This window comes from Paraburkholderia acidiphila, assembly GCF_009789655.1.
Classification (GTDB): domain Bacteria; phylum Pseudomonadota; class Gammaproteobacteria; order Burkholderiales; family Burkholderiaceae; genus Paraburkholderia; species Paraburkholderia acidiphila.
Map to the genome: position 1 here is coordinate 514,801 of NZ_CP046909.1, position 18,876 is coordinate 533,676.

Consider the following 18,876-nt stretch of genomic DNA (forward strand, 5'->3'; position numbering starts at 1 on the left):
ATGCGCGAGCTACAAAACCTGATGGCGAGAGTGCTCGACGTATCTGCCGTGATGATCGGCGCGAGCGTGGCTTCGGAGATCCGCTTCGACGATGTCGTGCCGCGCGGCGTGAACGAAGCCTTCGTGCTGCTCGCCGCGGCCTTCGCGCTCGTGATCTTTCCGGCGTTCGAGCTTTACCAGTCATGGCGCGGCCGCTCGAAGGCGCTGCTCGCGGGTCAGGTGTCGCTCGCCTGGCTCGTCGTGCAGGGCTGCGCGCTGATTTCGATGTATTCGACGATGCATCATGTCGACGTCGTTTCGCGCCTGTGGTTCGCCTACTGGACGGCGCTTGCGGGCGGCTTGCTCATTACGTGGCGTTTCCTTGCGCACGGCGTGCTTTCGCATATGCGGCGCGCGGGCATGAATCTCCACCAGGTCGCCATTGCGGGGTCCGCTTCGCAGTGCGACGAGATCGTGCGGCGCATCGGCGCGGAGCCCGGCTCCGGCTTTCGCGCGAGCGCCCTGTACAACACGATGCCGCAGTCGGCGCGCCCCGCCAGCGAGAAGGATGCGCCGGTGTGCGACACGATCGAGGCGTTCGCGCAGTACATCCGCGAGCACGACGTGCACGAGTTGTGGCTCGCCCTTTCGCTTGCCGAGGAACGCACGGTGGTGCGCCTCGTGAGCGAATTTCGCAACGACCTCGTGAACATCCGCTTCATACCGGACGTGCGCTCGCTGGCGCTGTTCGACACCAGTACGGTGATCGAGCTGCTCGGCGTGCCCGCGATCAACCTCGTCGCCTCGCCGCTACCCGCGAGCGCGCAGTTCAAGAAGGCGATGTTCGATCGCGTGTTCGCGGCGCTTGCGCTCGTGAGTCTCATGCCGCTGCTCATCGGTATTGCCATTGCGGTGAAGGTCTCGTCGCCTGGGCCGGTGTTGTTCAGGCAGCGCCGCAAGGGCGCCGACGGCCGCGTGTTCACGATCTACAAGTTCCGCACGATGCGCGAGCACAAGGAAGCGCCCGGCACGGTGAGCCAGGCGACGCGCCACGACCCGCGTGTGACGCGTATTGGCGCGTTCCTGCGCCGCACGAGTCTCGATGAATTGCCGCAGTTCTACAACGTGCTGCGCGGCGATATGTCGGTGGTAGGTCCCCGCCCGCATGCGCTCGAGCACGACGATCTTTATCAGAGCGTGGTGAAGGGCTATATCCATCGCTATCGCATCAAGCCGGGCATTACCGGCTGGGCCCAGGTCAACGGATTTCGCGGCGAAACCGATCGCCTCGAAAAGATGGAAATGCGTGTCGCGCACGATCTGTATTACCTCGGGCATTGGTCGTTCTGGCTCGACATGCGCATCATCGCGGCCACGGTCGTTCACGGGCTGGTTGGCCGCAACGCGTACTGAGCGCTGCGGCGCATTCGGGCAAGCATCACGAGCAAGCAATACCAGGTTTCGGGAGAAGCAAGATGGCGATGAATTATGACGGCGCTTACTATGGCGCAGCAGCCGCCGACGAGCGATACCTAGGCGACTACCTGCAAACGATGGTGGCGAACTGGCGTGCCATCGCGATCGTGACGCTGGCCGTCACGTTGCTGGGCGCGGCCTATGCCTTCCTCGCCACGCCGACCTATCGTGCCGACGTGCTGTTCCACCTCGTCGACAAGGGCGACGCCAGCAAGAAGGACAGCAGCCTGCCGCCGCTCACAGGCATGTTCGACGAGAAGTCGACGGCGAACGGCGTGATCGAAATGCTGAAGTCGCGCAACGTCACCGAGGAAACGGTGCGCAAGCTGCACCTCGACATTTCGGCGCGGCCGCGGGAAATGCCCGTGATTGGCGGCATGCTCTCCGGCATCATGGGCTCGCCCTGGGCGCAAAAGCTGCCCGGTTTCATGCGCCCGTCCGGCTATGCATGGGGTGGCGGCGAGATCACGGTGTCGCGTTTCGATACGCCCGAAGCGATGTATGAGCGCGAATTCACGCTTGTCGCCGGCGACGAGCCCGGCACGTTCACGCTGCGCGACCCCGACGGCATTCCGCTGCTGCAGGGCCGCGTGGGCGAGGACGTGAGCGCCAACACGTCGGTTGGGCCGATCGCGCTGCACGTGGACAGCTTGAGCGGCGCGCCCGGCACGCCTTTCCTGCTCACGCGCGCCTCGACGCTCACGACCGTCGACCGCCTGGAGCACGCGCTCGAAATACAGGAAGTCGGCCTGCAGTCCGGCGTGATCCGCGCGAGTCTCGAAGGCCATAACAGCAAGATGACCGCCGCGATCCTCAACAACGTGGCGCACGAGTTCATCAAGCAGGACATCGCGAGCCGTTCGGCCGAAGCGGAACATATGCTCGCGTTCCTCGACGACCAGTTGCCGCAACTGCGCGCACAGGTCGACGCGGCCGAGCAGAAGTACAACAAGTTCCGTAACGAGCACGGCACCGTCGATCTCGGCGAAGAAAGCCGGTTGCTGCTGCAGCAGGTGAGCGACAACAAGATCCGTCTCGAAGACCTGCGCCAGCAACGCGCGGAACTCGCACAGCGTTTCACCGAGCATCACCCGGCCGTTCAGTCGCTCGACGCGCAGATCGGCACGCTGCAAGCCGCGCAGTCGCAGCTCACGCGTAACGTGGCGCAACTGCCCGATACGGAGCAGTCCGCCGTGCGCCTCCTGCGCGACGTGCACGTGAGCACGGAGCTTTACACGAGCCTGCTGAACAGCGCGCAACAACTGCGTGTGGCGCGCGCGGGCCAGGTCGGCGACGTGCGTGTCGTCGACTTCGCCGAAGCGCCGGACGACCCCGTGCGTCCGAAGAAGCTGCTCGTGATCGCGCTTGCGATCGGCGCGGGTCTCGTGCTCGGCGTGCTCGTCGCGTTCGTGCGCAAGTCGCTATACGGCGGCGTGGAGCGCCCCGACGAACTCGAAGCGGCGCTCGGCGTGCCGGTTTTCGCCGTGGTGCCGCGCAGCCCGCAGCAACTGCGGCTGCAGCATCACGTGACCTCGCGCCGGCGCGGCCTGCACGTGCTCGCGCAGCAGAACCCGCAGGACGTGGCGGTGGAAGGCGTGCGCAGCTTGCGCACCTCGCTGCAGCTCACGCTCAACGACGCGCGCAACAACATCGTCATGCTCACCGGCTCGCGCCCCGACATCGGCAAATCGTTCCTCTCGGTCAATCTCGCCGCGCTGGTCGCCTCGGTGCAAAAGCGCGTGCTGATCGTCGACGGCGACATGCGGCGCGGCGACGTGCACTCGCACTTCGGCATTGCGCACCAGCCGGGCCTCTCCGACGTGCTGCTCGGCGCGGAACTCGAGCGCGCGATCCAGCACGAGGTGCTGCCGGGCCTCGACGTGCTCGCCAAGGGCTCGCTGCACTCGCATCCGTCCGAGCTCTTGATGAGCCCGCGTTTCGAGTCGCTGCTCGAAGAACTCGGCGCCAAGTACGACCTCGTGATCGTCGATACGCCGCCCGTGCTCGCGGTGACCGACTCGACGGTGATCGGACGCTACGCGGGTACGACGCTGCTCGCGATCCGCCACGGCCGCCACCCGATTTCGGAGCTCGAGGAAACGGTCAAGCGCCTGCGCATCGGCGGCGTGAATCTGCGCGGCGTGCTGCTCACCGACGTGCCGAAGACCGGCGCGTTCATCGGCGGCGGGTATCGCGGCGGGTACTACGGTTACGAAAGTGTTTCAGGGTAGAAGCAGGTTGACGGCCGGTTTTCGGGCTGGCCGTCGATGATGAAAACCACCGAATCCCATTTCGCGCACGCGAGGAGAGAACGATGGCAATGGCTCGTAAAGTTGCTTTGATTACCGGCATCACCGGTCAGGACGGTTCGTATCTGGCAGAACTGCTATTGAACAAAGGTTACGAGGTGCACGGCATCAAGCGCCGCTCGTCCCTCTTCAACACGGACCGCATCGATCACCTTTATCGCGATGCACATGACTCGGAGCCAGGCATCCATCTGCATCACGGTGAAATGACGGACACCACAGCGCTGTTGCGCGTGGTCCAGGAGATTGCGCCCGACGAGATCTACAACCTCGCCGCGCAAAGTCATGTGGCCGTGTCGTTTGACGAGCCCGAGTACACCGCAAACGCGGACGGCCTTGGCACGCTGCGCATTCTGGAGGCGATCCGCATTCTCGGCCTCGCAAAGAAAACGCGCTTCTACCAGGCTTCGACGTCCGAGCTGTACGGGCTCGTGCAGGAAGTGCCGCAGCGCGAAACCACGCCGTTCTATCCGCGCAGCCCTTACGCGGTCGCGAAACTGTTCGCGTACTGGACGACGGTCAACTACCGCGAGGCCTACGGTATCTACGCGTGCAACGGCATTCTCTTCAACCACGAGTCGCCGCAGCGCGGCGAGACATTCGTCACGCGCAAGATCACGCGTGCGATTGCCCGCATCGCCGTCGGGCTGCAGAAGGAGCTGTATCTCGGCAACCTTTCGGCCATGCGCGACTGGGGTCATGCGCGCGACTACGTCGACATGCAATGGCGCATGCTGCAGCAGGAGCAGCCCGAGGACTTCGTGATCGCAACGGGCGTGCAATACAGTGTGCGCGACTTCGTGCGCGCGGCGGCGGCGGAACTGGGCATCACGGTGCGTTTCGAGGGCAACGGGGTGGAAGAGGTCGGCGTTGTCGACCACGTCGACTCGCGCGAGATGCGTCTCGAAGCGGGTCAGGTGATCCTGCGTGTCGATCCGCGCTACTTCCGTCCGGCCGAGGTCGAGACGCTGCTTGGCGACGCGTCCAAGGCGCAGGAGAAGCTGGGCTGGAAGCCGGCCACCTCGTTTCACGCGCTGGTCAAGGAAATGGTGCGAGCCGACTATCAGGCCGCCCGGCGCGACGCGCTCGTTACGCTGGCCGGCTTCAAGGCTCTCGAACATCACGAGTGAGACGCCATGGACAAGAACTCGCGAATCTTCGTAGCCGGCCACCGCGGCATGGTGGGCTCGGCGCTCGTGCGCGCGTTGCAGGCGCACGGCTACCGTAACCTCGTCACGCGACCCCACAGGGAGCTCGACCTCACCGATCAGGCCGCTGTCGACGCCTTTTTCGAAGGCGAGAACATCGACGCAGTGCTGCTCGCGGCCGCGCGCGTGGGCGGCATCCTGGCGAATTCGACGCAGCCTGCGCAATTCGCCTGGGATAACCTGGCAATCGAGACCAACGTGATCCGGGCTTCGTACAACGCGGGCGTGCAGCGCCTCGTGTTCTTCGGCTCGTCGTGCATTTATCCGCGCGAATGCCCGCAGCCGATCCGCGAAACGTATCTGCTCACCTCGCCGCTCGAGCCGACCAACGAGGCCTACGCCATCGCAAAGATCGCGGGCCTGAAGTTATGCGAAGCGTACAACCGCCAGTACGGCACGCATTTCGTTTCGCTCATGCCGACCAACCTGTACGGCCCCAACGACAACTACGACCTCGGCAGCAGTCACGTGCTGCCCGCGCTGATCCGCAAGGCGCACGAGGCGCGCAGGAACGGCCAGCGCACGCTGACCGTCTGGGGCTCGGGCAGGCCGCGCCGCGAATTTCTGCACGTCGACGATCTCGCCGACGCGACGATCTTCGTGCTGGAGCACGAGACCGGCGACGGCGTCTACAACGTCGGCGTGGGCGAGGACCTGTCGATCCACGATCTCGCGCAGCGCGTGTGCGACGTGGTGGGTTTCGACGGCGAACTGGTATTCGATTCGACCAAGCCCGACGGCACGCCGCGCAAGCTGCTCGACGTGTCGCGCCTCGGCGATCTGGGCTGGCATGCGCACATTGGCCTCCAGGAGGGGCTCGCCCGCACCTACGACGACTTTCTTCAAACCTACGCAGCGCCGGCATACGAGGCGGGCATGCGGGCTTGATGCGGCCTTACGGGACCGATGACTTGCAAAATAATCGGCTCCAAGCGGCTCCAAGCGGCTCGATGGACGAAAGGGAAGAGGCGTCTGGTTGGTGGTGGGCGTCGTGCGCGGACCGGATGCACGGCGCCCGCTTTTTTTCGCTCGGCGCGCGAGTCGAATGAAAGCGGTAGACAAGCAGTTCAAAAGCGGTTCAGGGACGGAAGCAACGCAATGAGAATCCTGATCTACGGACTGAATTACGCGCCGGAAGTGACAGGCGTCGGCAAATACACGGCCGAAATGGCGGAGCTGCTCGCGGCGCACGGCCATGACGTGCGCGTGATCTGCGCGCCGCCTTATTACCCGCAGTGGCGCGTGCATGACGGCTATCGCGCGGGGCGCTACACACGCGAAACCTTGCGCGGCGTGAGCGTTTGGCGTGCGCCGCTGTGGGTGCCTTCACAGCAGGGCGGCTTCAAACGCATTGTTCACCTGGCGAGCTTCGCGCTTTCGTCGCTGCCGCTACTCGCGCGGCTCGCGGCGTGGCGGCCGGAGGCTGTCATGCTGATCGTGCCGACACTCTTTTGCGCGCCTGGCGCGCTGATGCTCGCGCGCGCCGTTGGCGCGAGCAGCTGGCTGCATATTCAGGACTTCGAAGTCGATGCGGCATTCGATCTGGGGCTGCTCAAGGGCGGCCAGGGATCGCGTCTCGGGCGCGTGGCGCTCGCCGGCGAACGCTGGCTGTTGCGGCGCTTCGACGCCGTCTCGTCGATTTCGGCGCGTATGGTCGAGCGCGCCATCGAGAAGGGCGTGGACGCCTCGCGTGCCGCGTGTCTGCCGAACTGGGTCGATACCCAGGCGATTTTCCCGCTGCCGTATCCGAGCGCGTTCCGGCGGCGCCTCGGCATCCCGCAGGAGAACACCGTCGTGCTGTACTCGGGGAACATGGGAGCGAAGCAGGGCATCGAAATCCTCGCGGACGTCGCAACGGCGCTCGCCGCGCGCACGGATGTCAGCTTCGTGTTCTGCGGCGACGGCGCGGCCAAACGAGACCTGATAGCGCGTTGCCAGCCGCTTGCGAACTGCCACGTGCTGCCGCTGCAGCCCGCGTCGATGTTCAATGAGCTGCTGAACGTGGCCGATATTCACGTGCTGCCGCAGCGCAACGACGCCGCCGACCTCGTGATGCCCTCTAAGCTCACCGGCATGCTCGCGAGCGGGCGTGCCGTGATCGCCATGGCGCGGCCCGGTACGAGTCTGTTCGACGTGGTCTCGGATCACGGGATCGTCGTGCCGCCCGAGGATGGCGAGGCGCTGGCTGCGGCGATCGTCGAACTGGCCGGCGACCCAGAGCGCCGCGCCGCGCTAGGCCGCGCGGCACGGCGCTACGCGAAGCGCATGCTCTCGCCGCAAGCGATCTTCGAGGTGCTCGAAGCGAGGCTTGCCGCGCTTGCGGGTGAGGGTATCGAGCCGTCGGGTCAGTCGCGAGCGCAGCCGCAGTCCGTGGCAAGTGGCGCTTCTGCTTCGTCGACGCAGCGAGGCGCGGATCAATCGGCAAAAGAACCCGCGCATCAAGCAGGCAAAGGCGGATCGACGTTGCCGGAAGTCGAGCAGTCCGATGTGTGATCGACAGCGCCAAAGGTCGTGGTGGCGGCCTTGGGCCGCCTCTGCCCGGCAGTAGAGCTTACCAGGGCGACTTGTAGAGTTCCGAGCTGGACTGGTCCGGCGACCCGTACGGGCTGCTGTACGGATTGCCGTAGACCTGGGCGGTAGGCGAGGTTTGGCTTGCGCCGTAGTCGTATCCGGCGCTCGACCGGTGTCCACCCGAAGAGATGCCTGCCGAGCCCCGCGCTACCGCGTTGCCGGCGCGAGACCTGCCGTTCGAGCCGATCCTGCTGCTCGTGCCGCCGCTTCTCGACGCGCTGCCTCTGCCACCCGAGGCGTTCGCCTCGCTCGCTGCGTAATCCCCTGGCGTGACGACATGCATGTGCTTTTCGTTCGTGAGCGCGTCTTGCGCGTCGTCTGGCGAAGCGCCGTTGCTGCTGTACGGGGTCACGCTGTATGGGTTGTCCGAAGTGCCCGGACCGCCGAGCAGGCGCTGTTCGTCGAGCTGCTGGCGCTGCACGGCGTTGCCGAGGGTGTCGCCCTGGCTGCTCGGGTCATTCGCAGTCGCGGAAGAGCCGCTGGTTGAGGTGCCAGATGTGCCAGACGGGGCGCTTTGTGCAAACACCGCGCACGGCCATGCGGCACACGCGGCTTGCAGCGCAGCGGCGAGCACGTAGGGCGCAAACTGATGTCGATTGAAACTGGCCATGGCATGGATCCCGCGCGCCGCGAATCATGCGGCGTCAAGCCTTCATGTTGCCCACGCAGCGTCGCCCCGCTGCGCCAAAACCCCTGCCGCGTCGGCCACGCGCGAGAGGCGCTGCGCAGGCCGCCGGATAATGAGATCGTGGCGTGCTGCCGCCCATTGTCCGTTCTGCGGGGCGCGCGACACGCCGGCAAGCAGGGCAGCCGCAAAGAACCGACCCGGATGGGCAAGGAGCGTTCATGACGGAAGCGGTCGAAGGGTTAGGAACCCTCAATGAGAACGCCAGCGCGGCCACTCGCAGCGCTGGCGAGGCACCGTCCGCGGGCGTCGCACCGCCGCAAGCCGCAGCGCAGTCTGCGGGCGCTGAGATCCGCGTGATCGATTTGAGCCGTGCGGGCAAGGGCAACTTCGTCGCACGCCGGGGCAAGCTCGTGCAAGCCGCGTGGTATCTGGTCGAGACCTGCGTGCTCGACAATCGCCTGCTGCCGCTCTCCGCGCTGCGCGTGGGCTTGCTGCGCCTGTTCGGCGCGAAGGTCGGCGAGGGTTGCCGCCTCGTGCACCCCATGCGTGTGAAGGCGCCGTGGAATCTGGAAATGGGCGACAACTGCTGGATTGGCGTGGACGTGTGGATCTACAACCAGGCGCCCGTGCGCATTGGCTCGAACGTCTGCATTTCGCAAGGCGCATTTCTCAGCGCGGGATCGCACGACATGCGCACGAACATGGACCTGCACGTCGCGCCGATCGTGATCGAGGACGGCGCGTGGGTTTCGTCGAAATGCGTGGTGCAGATGGGCGTGACGATCGGACGCTCGGCGGTCGTCACGCCGCTTTCGGTCGTCCATCGCTCGCTGGAAGCTGGCGGTGTGTATGGCGGCAATCCGTGCCGCTTTATCCGCTGGCGTTTCGAGGAGAGCAAGCCGCCCAGGCCATGAGGCCATGAGGCGGCTCCGGACTGGGTTCGCGGTATGAGCGAGCGGGCCCGAAGGCCTGCTCACACTCGCACTCACACGAACACGACCCGCTAGTACCCGCCGTAACCCACCGCCCGGCCCGCTGCGGCTGCCTGCGTACTCGGCAGGATCAGGTTGATGACGCGGCTCCATTTCACGAGCGCCGAGGCATCCACGAACACCACATCGTTCGGCTTCAGGTCGAACTCGTCGGCCGTGGCCATGGCTTCCGGCGTCGACGCGTCGAGGTGGAAGACCGTGCGGTGTCCTTCCTTCTGTCCGCGCACCACGTACACCTGCGAGGCGTCGCCCGATCCCTGGCTGATGCCCCCCGCGTTGCCTAGCGCGTCGTTCAGCGAGAGGTGGCCGTTATCGAACGGCAGCGGCCCAGGGTGCCCGACTTCGCCCAGCACGAACACGCGGCTTTCGTTCGCCGAATACACGCGCACGAGGTCGCCGTTCTGCAGCAGGATTTTGTCCGGGTTCACACCTTGTTTGATCATGTCGGGAATGTTCACCATGATCGTCTTGTCGCCGCGCGTCACGCTAACCCGCGAGCGGTCGCCCGATGCCGTGAAGCCGCCCGCGCGATTGATCGCCTCGGGCAGCGACATCGTCATGTCGTTGAGCACCATGAGGCCGGGCGTGCGCACTTCGCCGTCCACATACACACGCCGGCTGCGGTACGACTCGATGCGCAGCGTCACCTGCGGCTTGTTCAGGTAGTAGGCCAGCTTGCTCGCCACGAGGTTGCGCGCTTCCATTTCGGTGAGCCCCGCTACGTGGATCGGCCCCACGTAGGCCACCTGGATCGCGCCCGTCGAGTCCACGGTATAACCCGACTGCACCTGGCTCGCGCTCTGGTCCTGCGACCCGTTGCCGCCGCCACCGCCGCCCGTCGGCAGGTTCATCTCGGGGTGATCCCACACGACGATGCTCAGCACGTCGCCGGGCCCGAGCGTGTAGGGCTTGGGCGTGCCGAACAGCGACTCGACGTTGGTTGGGACTGCCGTCGGTCTGTCCGCCGCCTGTTTGGCGACCAACGCATTGTTGATCTCGACGAGCGCGCCCGGCGGCGGTTGATCCCCCCCGTTGCCGCCCGTGCGCGCGGCGTCGGTGGCGGCTTTCGCCTGCGTGACGCTCGACGGCGCCGTCATGCCAGGTGAGAGCCCGCAGCCCGAGATCAGGGCTGCGGCCGCCACGATGGCCACCGCTGCGGACATGGCCGCCCGTGCGCGGCCTGCCGATAACCTGTGCAAACTTCTACGCAAACTGCGCGCGGGCGGCGTTGCGGTTGCTGCCGTTGCATCCACGGTCTCGCCGCCAGAACAATCAGGTGTGCTGTCTAACATAGTGTTGCCCCCTTACTCACAGGATTCGCACATCGCCACGATAGTGCAACGCGCTCTCATCGTTCGACTCGTTATGACGCTTCGGCTGCGTTGCTTCGTCACCCCTGCCAATCCCTGCCATTACCGCTATCTGATACCGTTTTTTTGCTTTTCCGCTTATTCGGTTTGCTCGGCGGGCTCGCCCTGCGCCATGGCGCTCATCGGGCGCCCTGCGCGAAATCGTGCGCCTGCGTGCGACGGATGTTCCTGCAACAAGCCCAGCAGCGAGCGCACCATGCCGTCCATCGCGAAGCGCGCATCGAACGTGCGCCGTGCCTGCGCGCGCATCGCGTCGCGCGCGCTTTCGTCGAGCGCGCGCCATGACGCGAAGTTGCGCTGCGTGCCGGCGACCGTGTCGGGCGCGACGAAACCCGCGCCATCCTCATCGATCTCGCGCCACACGCCGACCTTGTCCGAGACCAGGGCGGGCAACCCGCACGCCAGCGCCTCCGCCACGGCAACGCCGAAATTCTCCTGGTGCGAAGGCAGCACGAACACGTCGCTGGCAAAAAACGCACCCCACTTGAGGTTGCCCTGCAGCATGCCCGGCCAACTGATGCGGTGCGTAATGCCGTGTGACTGCGCCATCGCTTGAAGCGCGGGCTGCCAGTTGCTCTTGTCGGGACCCGCAATCAGCAGATGCGCATCCGGCGTTTCGCGCGCATGTTCGGCGAACGCCTGAACCAGCACGTCGCAGCCCTTCTTCGGATGCAGGCGCCCGAGGAACAGGACGATGCGCTTGTTGCGCAGATGCGGCGACTCTTGCAGGAAGGCTTCCCGCAAGGTGTCCGGGTCCTCGCGGGGCGCATTGGTGCCGAACGGCACGACGCGCTCGTTCGCGCGGTACAGCCAGAACGAATCGCGCGCGAGCAGGCGTTCTTCTTCGGTCGTGAAGACCACGGCGGCGGCGTCGCGCAGCACACGGAAATCGGCCCACGGCCAGTAAGCCCATTTCTTCAGATGCTTGAGCGGATAGGTCGCTTTGAACCACGGGTCGAGCATGCCGTGCGTGTACACGTAGTACGGCAGCTGGGCGTGGCGCAGCGCGCGCCACGCGCCGAAGCCGTGGTATTGCCAGAGCCCGTGCACGATCGCCGCGTCGAAGCGCCTTGCGTTCGCGCGCAGCCACGGCACGTAGCCAGGGCTGTAGCCGTAGTGGCCGCGACCCGGGCCCAGGGCGTGGAGCGGGAGTGGAAATTCGCGCACGTAAGGCGCGTCGATCGGATCGAGCGAGGCCACTTCGATCTGATGATCGAGCGCCGACATCGCCAGACCGCTCTGGCGCACGCCTTCAATCGGGCCTCCCGAACGCGGGTCGACGGTGGACACGAGGTGCAGGATTTTCATCGGGGCTCCGGAGTCGCATACGTGTTGAGCGGCACCGGCGCCGCCGCGGGCGCCGTGGGTCGGAAGGCAGGCTCGCGCCCGTAGGACGGGTGCAGGCGCTGGCGCTTGCGTTGCAGGTCGATGCGGTAGTGAAGCTGCGAATACAGCGAAACGATGAGCCCGAGCGCGAGGCCATACACGAGGCCCGAGAAACGCGTGCCGAGCGGATTGCCGCCGATCGACGCGCCCGGCAGCGCAGCGAGCACGAGCAGCGCCATGCTGAGCGGCATGAGCATCGGGTGACGCGGCGCAATGCGGCGCCAGCGCCTGAATGCGCGTCCGGCGACGATCAGCGCGACGATCACCGCGAGCGGCATGCAGCCGCCGAACACGATGCCTTCGGCGTAGAGCTGATACACCCAGAAGTTGTGGCCCGCCACCCAGTCGCTGGTGTTGAAGTAGTCGTCCTTGCTGAACGTCTGGTTCACGTACTGGTAGTAAATGGGCGAGTAGCGGTAGAGGTGCCCATACCCCTTGCCGAACAGTACCGACTCCACCGATTCGGTGACCTGGTCGTACTGGTCGCGCATCTCCGCAATACGCGTGACCGTGGTGGGATCGCGGTCGGAATCCGAGTTTTGGGCGGCCGTGACGCGCTGCGTCCAGTGTTCGGTGATGGACGGGAAGAGCCACGCTGTCCCCACGCCCAGCGCCACGACGAAGGAAAGCGCGATACCCGTGCGGAAGAACGATTTGATCAGATGGCTGATCGATGGCGAGGCGAGCCACGCCGCGAACATGGCGAGCAGGATGGTCGCGATCAGCAGGCTGCGCGTGACGCTCAGCAACTCGACGATCAGCGTGGCAAGGAACACGACGACCATCGTCATGTTGAAGCGCCGGGCAACGATGAACTGGTGCAACAGCATGGCCTGCAGCGCGAGCATGGTCGGCGAGACAATGCGAAAGCGGATGTCGGCGAGCGGCCCGCCTACGGCCAGCAAGCCGAAGAAGAACGTAAACACGAGACACAGCACGTTCGCGTAATAGAGCGCGCGCTGCATCTGCATGACGCGAATGGGGTGCCACGGGCGGCACATGGCCCAGTAGCCGATGGCAAACAGCAGGAACGGCAGGATCACGCGCAGGTACTGGCCGACCGGATTGTGCTGCAGCACTTGCGCAATGAGGCTGCCGACGAGGCTCGCCACGAGTGCGCCCGTGACGAACGAGCGCAACCGCGTCGGACGCGCGAAGCGCGGGCCGATCATCGCAAGAATGAGCGCGCCAGCCAGGGCCGGAATGACGGCCAGCCATTGCGCGCCGTGGCCGAACTGGGAATCCGGGGCCTTATAGTCGAAAGCGAGAGGCACAAGGCACACCCAGAGCCACAGAGCAGCATGTTTGTTTCGCATCGGCGTTCCTCCCGGTGCGGTGCATAGGGTCGCATACGCTGCGCAAAATACATGCGCGCCGCACACGTTGGCTCGATTCAATATAAAACGCCGCAAGCGGCTTGCGCATGCGCGTGGCGGGAAGCGGCAGGGTTGTGGCGGCAGGAAAAAAATTCTGATTTGGCGTGTGGCATGGCCCACACACCTGGCCGAGAACGGCGGGAACTTGGCGCACGCTGCACGGCGCCTGTGTTCATCATGGGGTCGGCAGGAGTAAGTTTTCCATCGTCTGCCTTGCGCAAGAATCCGGCACGGACGAAAGCGAGGGAACGGTCATGAAGCTATTGGACGGAGTGAAGCAGTCGACGAAAGGGCGTTCCGTCGAGCTCGACTTCGTGCGTGGCATTGCGATCTTCGTGGTGATGGGCTACCACTTCCACACGGTACGCACGGGCCATCCCTGGGTGAGCGCGATCGAGTACCCGCTGAAAAGCTTCGGCCATGAAGGCGTGAACCTTTTCTTCACACTAAGCGGCTTTCTCGTGGGCGGGCTGCTGCTGCGCCAATACTCGCAAACGGGCCACATCGGCGCGCGCCGTTTCATCGTGAGGCGCATCTTCAAGATCTGGCCGGCGTACTACGCGCTCATCCTGTTTCATCTGCTGGCGGGCCGCCATCGTCCCGATACGTTCCTCTGGCAGAACCTCACGCACATGCAGAATTACTTCGGCACCTCCATTGCGCAAACGTGGAGCCTCGCTGTCGAAGAACACTTCTATCTGTTCCTGCCCGCACTGCTGATCCTGCTCGCGCACTTCCGGTTGCGCGCGAATGCGCTGATCGCCGTGATGGCCGGCCTCTGCGCGATCGTCCTGAGCGTGCGTTGCATCGCGGTCGCGCACGGCGATCTCGTCGGGGCGTTCAACTACACGCAGTACCGCATGGACAGCCTGCTGATCGGCGTGATACTCGCCACCATCTACTGGATGAAGCCCGAAGTGTGGCGCATGCTCGTGGCGAAGAAGCGCTGGCTTTTTGCGGCGGTGGGGCTGCTCCTCGCCTGGCTCATCTTCGCCACGCCCGACGTCGCGCTGGACGAGAGCGTCGGCTACACAATTCAGGCCATCGGCTTTTGCGCGCTCATCATGCTCGTGCTCGAACATTCGGGCAAATTGCGCACGACGTGGTTGTATCGCGGGCTTGCGTGGCTCGGCGTGTACTCGTATGGCATCTACCTCTGGCATTCGCTTGCGCTCGCGCCCGGCGACTATCTGATCCACAAGGCGAGCGCGCTCGGCGTGCCGCCGCTTGCTGCCTGGCCGGTCGTGATCTTCGCGCAGTTCTTCATCGCTGCGGTGCTGGGCTATCTCACCACGCGCGCCGTCGAGTTCCCGTTCCTGCGTCTGCGCGAGGCGATGTTCCCCGACTCGCGCGGGGCCGTCCCTGCCGAGCGCCCCAACGCGAGCGCGGCGGACCACAAGATCGAAGGCGTTGCGTAAGCGGGTCGAACTGATTCGGTCTGCTGACTAGCTGCCGATGTGAGGACAAGCACTTTGCCAGGCTCACGCCATCGCGGCCTGCAGCGTATGCTTGAACTGCGCGAGCGTGTTGCTCGAAAGGACGTGTTCGCCCGCGGGCTGCGCGGTATGCGGGGCCGCGCGCCAGCGCTGCGCGAGCGCATCGAGCGCGTGCGCGATCGTGGCGGGCTCGAGGTCGTCGAGGAGCGGGCCGAGCGCGCCGTCGCGGCAATACCAGCCGATCAGGCCATCGGCGCTGGCCACCACGGGCTTGCCGAAGCGGTACGCCTGCACGAGCACGCCACTCATGCCGTAGTGCTGTTTGTAGCCGAGCCACACGGCGTCGCAGGCGGAGAAAAGTTCGCGTTCCATCTCGTCGGAGATGAACCGGTTGAAGATCACCGGTGCGCTCGCGAGTCGCGGTGCGTGTGCGTCGATGAACGCGCGCGTTTCGTCGTCCTGCTGGCCGGCGATCACGAGGCACGGCGCGTCGGGCTTGTGCTCGAGCGCGAGCATCAGTTCGCGAATGCCCTTGCGTTCGCCGATGGCGCCATAGACGAGCAGATAGCGCGTGTGCGCGTCGAGCTTCAGTTGCGCGCGTGCGAGCAGCGGGTCCATGCCCTCGATCTCGGGAAACGGGTCGGCCAGATAGCTGAGCGGCGCGGCGCGCCGGGGCTTCGTGGACGCGAACCAGTCGGGCAGCGTCGGGTCGATCGTGAAGAGTTCGCGCAGCCCGCGCGAGCGCATGGCGCGGCGAAAGAGGGCCGACTTGGCCATGTCGACGAAGCGCCGGCGCGGCGTGCGCAAGCCGATTTCCGCGTGATGAAATGTCATGCCCATGACGATCGCGATCCACGGCGTGTTGCCGAACGGCGAGTCGAACCCGGCGAGCGTATAGAAGAAGTAGTCGGCGTAGGGCGCGATGACGAGCCGCACAGGCGTTGTTTTACTGATCTGCCGGAAAGCTCGCGCATAGAAGTTGCGAAAGCGCATGTACACGCTCACGGCGAAATGCGGGCCGGGCGGCACGGTGTGCAGGTCGAGCAGCACGAGGCGCAGATCGGGCCGCGCTTCGCGCACGATGCGCTGCGCGAGCGGATGGTCGGCGTACTCCGTGTCGGTGACGACGAGGCAGCGGTGTCCGGCTTCCACGCACGCCTGCGCGATCCACTCGACGTAGCGCCAGCGGTGGCCTGTGAAGTTCGGCTCGATGATGGCGATCCAGTCGCCGCCGGCCGATGCGCGCACGCCGGGTGGCCCGGACATCACGAGCGCGTCGGCCTCGGCGTCGGGCAGCGCGGCGGCGTCCGGGGTGTTGGGGGCGGCATTGCGATATCTGGCGATCGACACGTTTTCCATGCGGCAGGCCCGATGAGCATTATTACGAACAAAATAGCAGCGGTGCGCAAGCCGCATGCGCCAGATTGCGGGGCAGGGTGGCTGAAAATGCCTGGCGATATGCCGATCGATTGAGTCTGCATGAGCGGGTGTCGCGCGCCCGGCCTCAACGCGGATGGCGTCCGAATCCGCCTGGTTGATGGCGCGTCGCGGTAACTGCGGCGCGGTAAGGTCCAGAACGGGTCACGAAAACGCGTTCTCAAACATGCCTGATGGGAACGCGGAAAAGGGGCTTAAGCCCGACTCAGGGATCGAAAACAGGAGATGCATTTTGCGCGTCATGCGGCTGCCAGCAATACCGATCAAGGCCGGCTTCGGACCCGGTGCGGCGACCTGGGTGCTGTTGCAGCAGGTGGTCGTGCGCGGCCTCGTGGCCGTCAAGTTCCTCGTGATCGGCCGCATTCTCGGGCCGTCCGCAATCGGTCTCGCGAGCGTCGCGTTGCTCGCGGTCGCGATTGCCGAAGCGCTCTCCGACACCGGGCTTGCGCAAGCCGTGATCCAGGGCCAGGCGCCGCCCACGCGCCAGGAGGCCGGCGCGGTCTGGACCACGCTCGCCACGCGTGGCCTCTTGATCGGCGTGCTGCTCGTCGCGAGCGCGCCGCTCATGGACGCGCAGTTCCACCTGGGCGGCGCCATCGGGCTCGTGCAGCTTGCGGCGCTGCTGCCGCTCTTGCGCGGCCTCGCTTCGCCCGCGTACTTCATCACGCAGCGCGAGCGCCACTTTCAGCATATTGCGGCGATCGAAATCTCGTCGTCGGTTCTCGACTGCGGCTTCGGTATCGCGCTCGCACTCGCGGGCGCGGGTCCGTACTCGCTGCTGCTCGGCATGATGATCGGCGAGGCCTTCAAGAGCGTCGTGACATGGATCGCGCTCTCGCCGCGTCCGCCGATCCGGCTGCGCTGGTCGGGCATCGGCCATTACGTGGGCTTTAGCCGCTGGATCTGGGCGAGCAGCGTCATCATCCTGATCACCAACCAGTTCGACAAGGTCGTGGTGGGCAAGCTGCTTGGGCCTACCCAACTGGGCGCCTGGCAGATGTCCTCGAAGCTCGCGCAGATGCTGCTCGCCGACGCCGCGCTCGCCCTGTCGCAGTATCTGTTTCCCACCTTCGCCGCACATCATCGAGGCGGCCCTCAATCGGCCGCGCGCCTGTTCCGGCTGTACCTCATTGCAGCCGTGGCGGGGCTCGCGTGCGTAGTGATCGTGCTGCGCTTCGCCGCCGAGCCGCTCTTCTCGTTCGTGCTCGGCGCCGCGTGGCTGTCGGCCGTGCCGCTCTTTCGCATCTTCGTCATCAACATGGCGATTAGCGCGCTGAACTCGGTGCTTGCCTCGTATCTACGCGCCGTCGGCGATGCGCGCGCCGTCACGGTTGCGTCGCTGCTGCAGGTCGCGACGCTCATCGTGTCCGTGCCGCCTTCGTTGCATCTGTTTGGCGTGACCGGCGTGGCATGGTCGATGACCTTCGGGCTGGCCTCGTGCGCCGCATGGATGCTGTATCGCGTTGCGCGGCAGAAATAAGCTGGGATTCAAGCGGGGATTCAGGCGCGCAGCGCCGCTTCAACGATCTCGGCAAGCTGATGGCCAAGCGTTGGCGAGTTGAGCTGGCAGTACACCGCATGCGCGGCCGCAGCGGCCGCGCGCATTTCGTCGGCCGGCATGGACCAGATGCGCCGCAGCGTAGCGGCAAGCGCCTCTGTGCCGCCGTCGCGCCCAAAGAAAAATCCTGTGCGGCCGTCCTCGACGTAGCCGGGCTCCGGGCCCATATGCAGCGGCAGCCGGTCGTGCACGATGGGCGGCAGGCTCAACGCGAACATGTGCACGACGCTTAAACCCGCCGAGCCCGGATAGCAGCCCACGCGGCAGCGGCGGCTGATGGTCGCGATCTCATCGTCGTCGAACACCGCGCCATACCAGACCACGTAGCTGCGATCGCTGTACTTGCGCTTCAAGCGCTCGCCGTGCTCGCCGTCGCCAATCACGTGGAGCGTGATGTCGCTGCCTTCCGCGTGGAGCTGGCCGACCACGTCGATGAGCGGCTCGATCTCCGAGCCTTCACGTAGCCTGCCAATGAACAGGACGCCGCTCTCGGCGCCCGTTTTGGCCGCGGGCTCCACGCCGCACGAGACCGTGAGCGCGTTATTCGCGACGACGAGCTTCGCGGGCGGGCAGCCGATGCCGATGAGCGAGCGCCGCGAAGCCTCGGTATAGCAGACGTAGCGCACGGCGAGCGCGACGGCGAGGCGATAGCAGACCGTGCGCATGAATCCCGCGGACTCGTGCCGGTAGAGCCCCTGGCCGTGAATCAATACGGGCACGCGCATCACGCGCCCGGCGAGGAGCGCCAGCCACAGCGAGAGATAGCGAACGTCCGCAAAGATCAGCACAGCGTCGGGACGTTCGAAAACGATGCGGCTCAGCACGCGGCTTTGCATGCGGATACGCCGCGAGGGCAGGCCCGCGAAACTCGCGATATGCGTTTCGACGAATTCGTCGCAGGCGGGTTTTTCGCGCGAAAAGCCGTTGGCTTCCACGCCCTCGGAGCACGCGAATACCTTGACGGAAAAAAGACGGTTGAGCGACTCGATGACTTCGATGCGATAACGCGCGATCAACGGCTGCACGTAGAAGACCACTGGGCGTTTGAGCCGCGCGCCGGATCCGGTTTCGCAAACCGCTGTGCCCGGAGAGCGGATCTCGTGTTCCACTGGCTGGCTCCGACGTGTCGACGCAGTCATGTTGAGAGGAT

14 protein-coding genes are annotated in these 18,876 nt (G+C 65.5%); 8 read left to right on the top strand and 6 right to left on the bottom strand.

The genetic code is table 11. The annotated features are described in order from the left end of the window. The 5 genes from FAZ97_RS02385 to FAZ97_RS02405 all read left to right on the top strand — a co-directional run bounded on the left by FAZ97_RS02385 (position 1) and on the right by FAZ97_RS02405 (position 7,465). A complete protein-coding gene (locus FAZ97_RS02385; protein WP_158757011.1) occupies positions 1 to 1,392 on the top strand; it encodes an undecaprenyl-phosphate glucose phosphotransferase in 1,392 nt (463 codons plus the stop codon). A gap of 62 nt (positions 1,393 to 1,454) precedes the next feature. Continuing rightward, entirely contained in the window at positions 1,455 to 3,686 is a 2,232-nt protein-coding gene (locus tag FAZ97_RS02390; protein ID WP_158757012.1) for a polysaccharide biosynthesis tyrosine autokinase, read from the top strand. Positions 3,687 to 3,775: 89 nt separating this feature from the next. After that, on the top strand, positions 3,776 to 4,894 hold the full coding sequence (gmd, locus tag FAZ97_RS02395; protein ID WP_158757013.1) for a GDP-mannose 4,6-dehydratase: 1,119 nt from the start codon (positions 3,776 to 3,778) through the stop codon (positions 4,892 to 4,894). 6 nt (positions 4,895 to 4,900) lie between these two features. After that, complete coding sequence (locus FAZ97_RS02400; RefSeq protein WP_158757014.1) at positions 4,901 to 5,860, top strand: GDP-L-fucose synthase family protein; 960 nt, start codon at positions 4,901 to 4,903, stop codon at positions 5,858 to 5,860. Between the two features lie 210 nt (positions 5,861 to 6,070). Beyond that, positions 6,071 to 7,465: a glycosyltransferase WbuB gene (locus FAZ97_RS02405; protein ID WP_158757015.1), complete on the top strand. Its 1,395-nt coding sequence runs from the start codon at positions 6,071 to 6,073 to the stop codon at positions 7,463 to 7,465. 58 nt (positions 7,466 to 7,523) lie between these two features. Here FAZ97_RS02405 and FAZ97_RS02410 read toward each other — a convergent pair whose 3' ends face one another. Then, positions 7,524 to 8,153, bottom strand: a complete 630-nt coding sequence (locus FAZ97_RS02410) for a hypothetical protein (RefSeq protein ID WP_158757016.1) — start codon at positions 8,151 to 8,153, stop codon at positions 7,524 to 7,526. A 236-nt stretch (positions 8,154 to 8,389) separates the two neighbouring features. Here FAZ97_RS02410 and FAZ97_RS02415 point away from each other — a divergent pair, with 236 nt between their 5' ends. Further along, entirely contained in the window at positions 8,390 to 9,085 is a 696-nt protein-coding gene (locus tag FAZ97_RS02415) for a DapH/DapD/GlmU-related protein (protein ID WP_233271614.1), read from the top strand. An 89-nt stretch (positions 9,086 to 9,174) separates the two neighbouring features. Here the strand turns inward: FAZ97_RS02415 and FAZ97_RS02420 are convergent, their stop codons facing one another. From FAZ97_RS02420 to FAZ97_RS02430, 3 genes are all read right to left on the bottom strand, one after another. Beyond that, complete coding sequence (locus tag FAZ97_RS02420) at positions 9,175 to 10,326, bottom strand: polysaccharide biosynthesis/export family protein (RefSeq protein ID WP_158757017.1); 1,152 nt, start codon at positions 10,324 to 10,326, stop codon at positions 9,175 to 9,177. A gap of 285 nt (positions 10,327 to 10,611) precedes the next feature. Continuing rightward, positions 10,612 to 11,841 (bottom strand): glycosyltransferase, encoded by a 1,230-nt coding sequence (locus FAZ97_RS02425; RefSeq protein ID WP_199272066.1) that lies wholly within the window; start codon positions 11,839 to 11,841, stop codon positions 10,612 to 10,614. Further along, positions 11,838 to 13,235 (bottom strand): sulfite exporter TauE/SafE family protein, encoded by a 1,398-nt coding sequence (locus FAZ97_RS02430; protein WP_158757018.1) that lies wholly within the window; start codon positions 13,233 to 13,235, stop codon positions 11,838 to 11,840. Before FAZ97_RS02430 ends, FAZ97_RS02425 begins: the two co-directional genes overlap by 4 nt. A 314-nt stretch (positions 13,236 to 13,549) precedes the next feature. On the opposite strand from FAZ97_RS02430, the gene FAZ97_RS02435 reads away from it, so the two are divergent. Continuing rightward, the gene (locus FAZ97_RS02435) at positions 13,550 to 14,713 is read left to right on the top strand and encodes an acyltransferase family protein (protein WP_158757019.1); all 1,164 of its coding nucleotides are present in this window, start codon (positions 13,550 to 13,552) and stop codon (positions 14,711 to 14,713) included. Between the two features lie 63 nt (positions 14,714 to 14,776). Here the strand turns inward: FAZ97_RS02435 and FAZ97_RS02440 are convergent, their stop codons facing one another. Further along, on the bottom strand, positions 14,777 to 16,090 hold the full coding sequence (locus FAZ97_RS02440; protein ID WP_407671789.1) for a glycosyltransferase: 1,314 nt from the start codon (positions 16,088 to 16,090) through the stop codon (positions 14,777 to 14,779). Positions 16,091 to 16,400: 310 nt separating this feature from the next. On the opposite strand from FAZ97_RS02440, the gene FAZ97_RS02445 reads away from it, so the two are divergent. After that, on the top strand, positions 16,401 to 17,648 hold the full coding sequence (locus FAZ97_RS02445) for an oligosaccharide flippase family protein (protein WP_158757020.1): 1,248 nt from the start codon (positions 16,401 to 16,403) through the stop codon (positions 17,646 to 17,648). Positions 17,649 to 17,668: 20 nt separating this feature from the next. Here the strand turns inward: FAZ97_RS02445 and FAZ97_RS02450 are convergent, their stop codons facing one another. Continuing rightward, on the bottom strand, positions 17,669 to 18,835 hold the full coding sequence (locus FAZ97_RS02450; RefSeq protein WP_233271616.1) for a glycosyltransferase: 1,167 nt from the start codon (positions 18,833 to 18,835) through the stop codon (positions 17,669 to 17,671). Positions 18,836 to 18,876 lie beyond the last annotated feature (41 nt).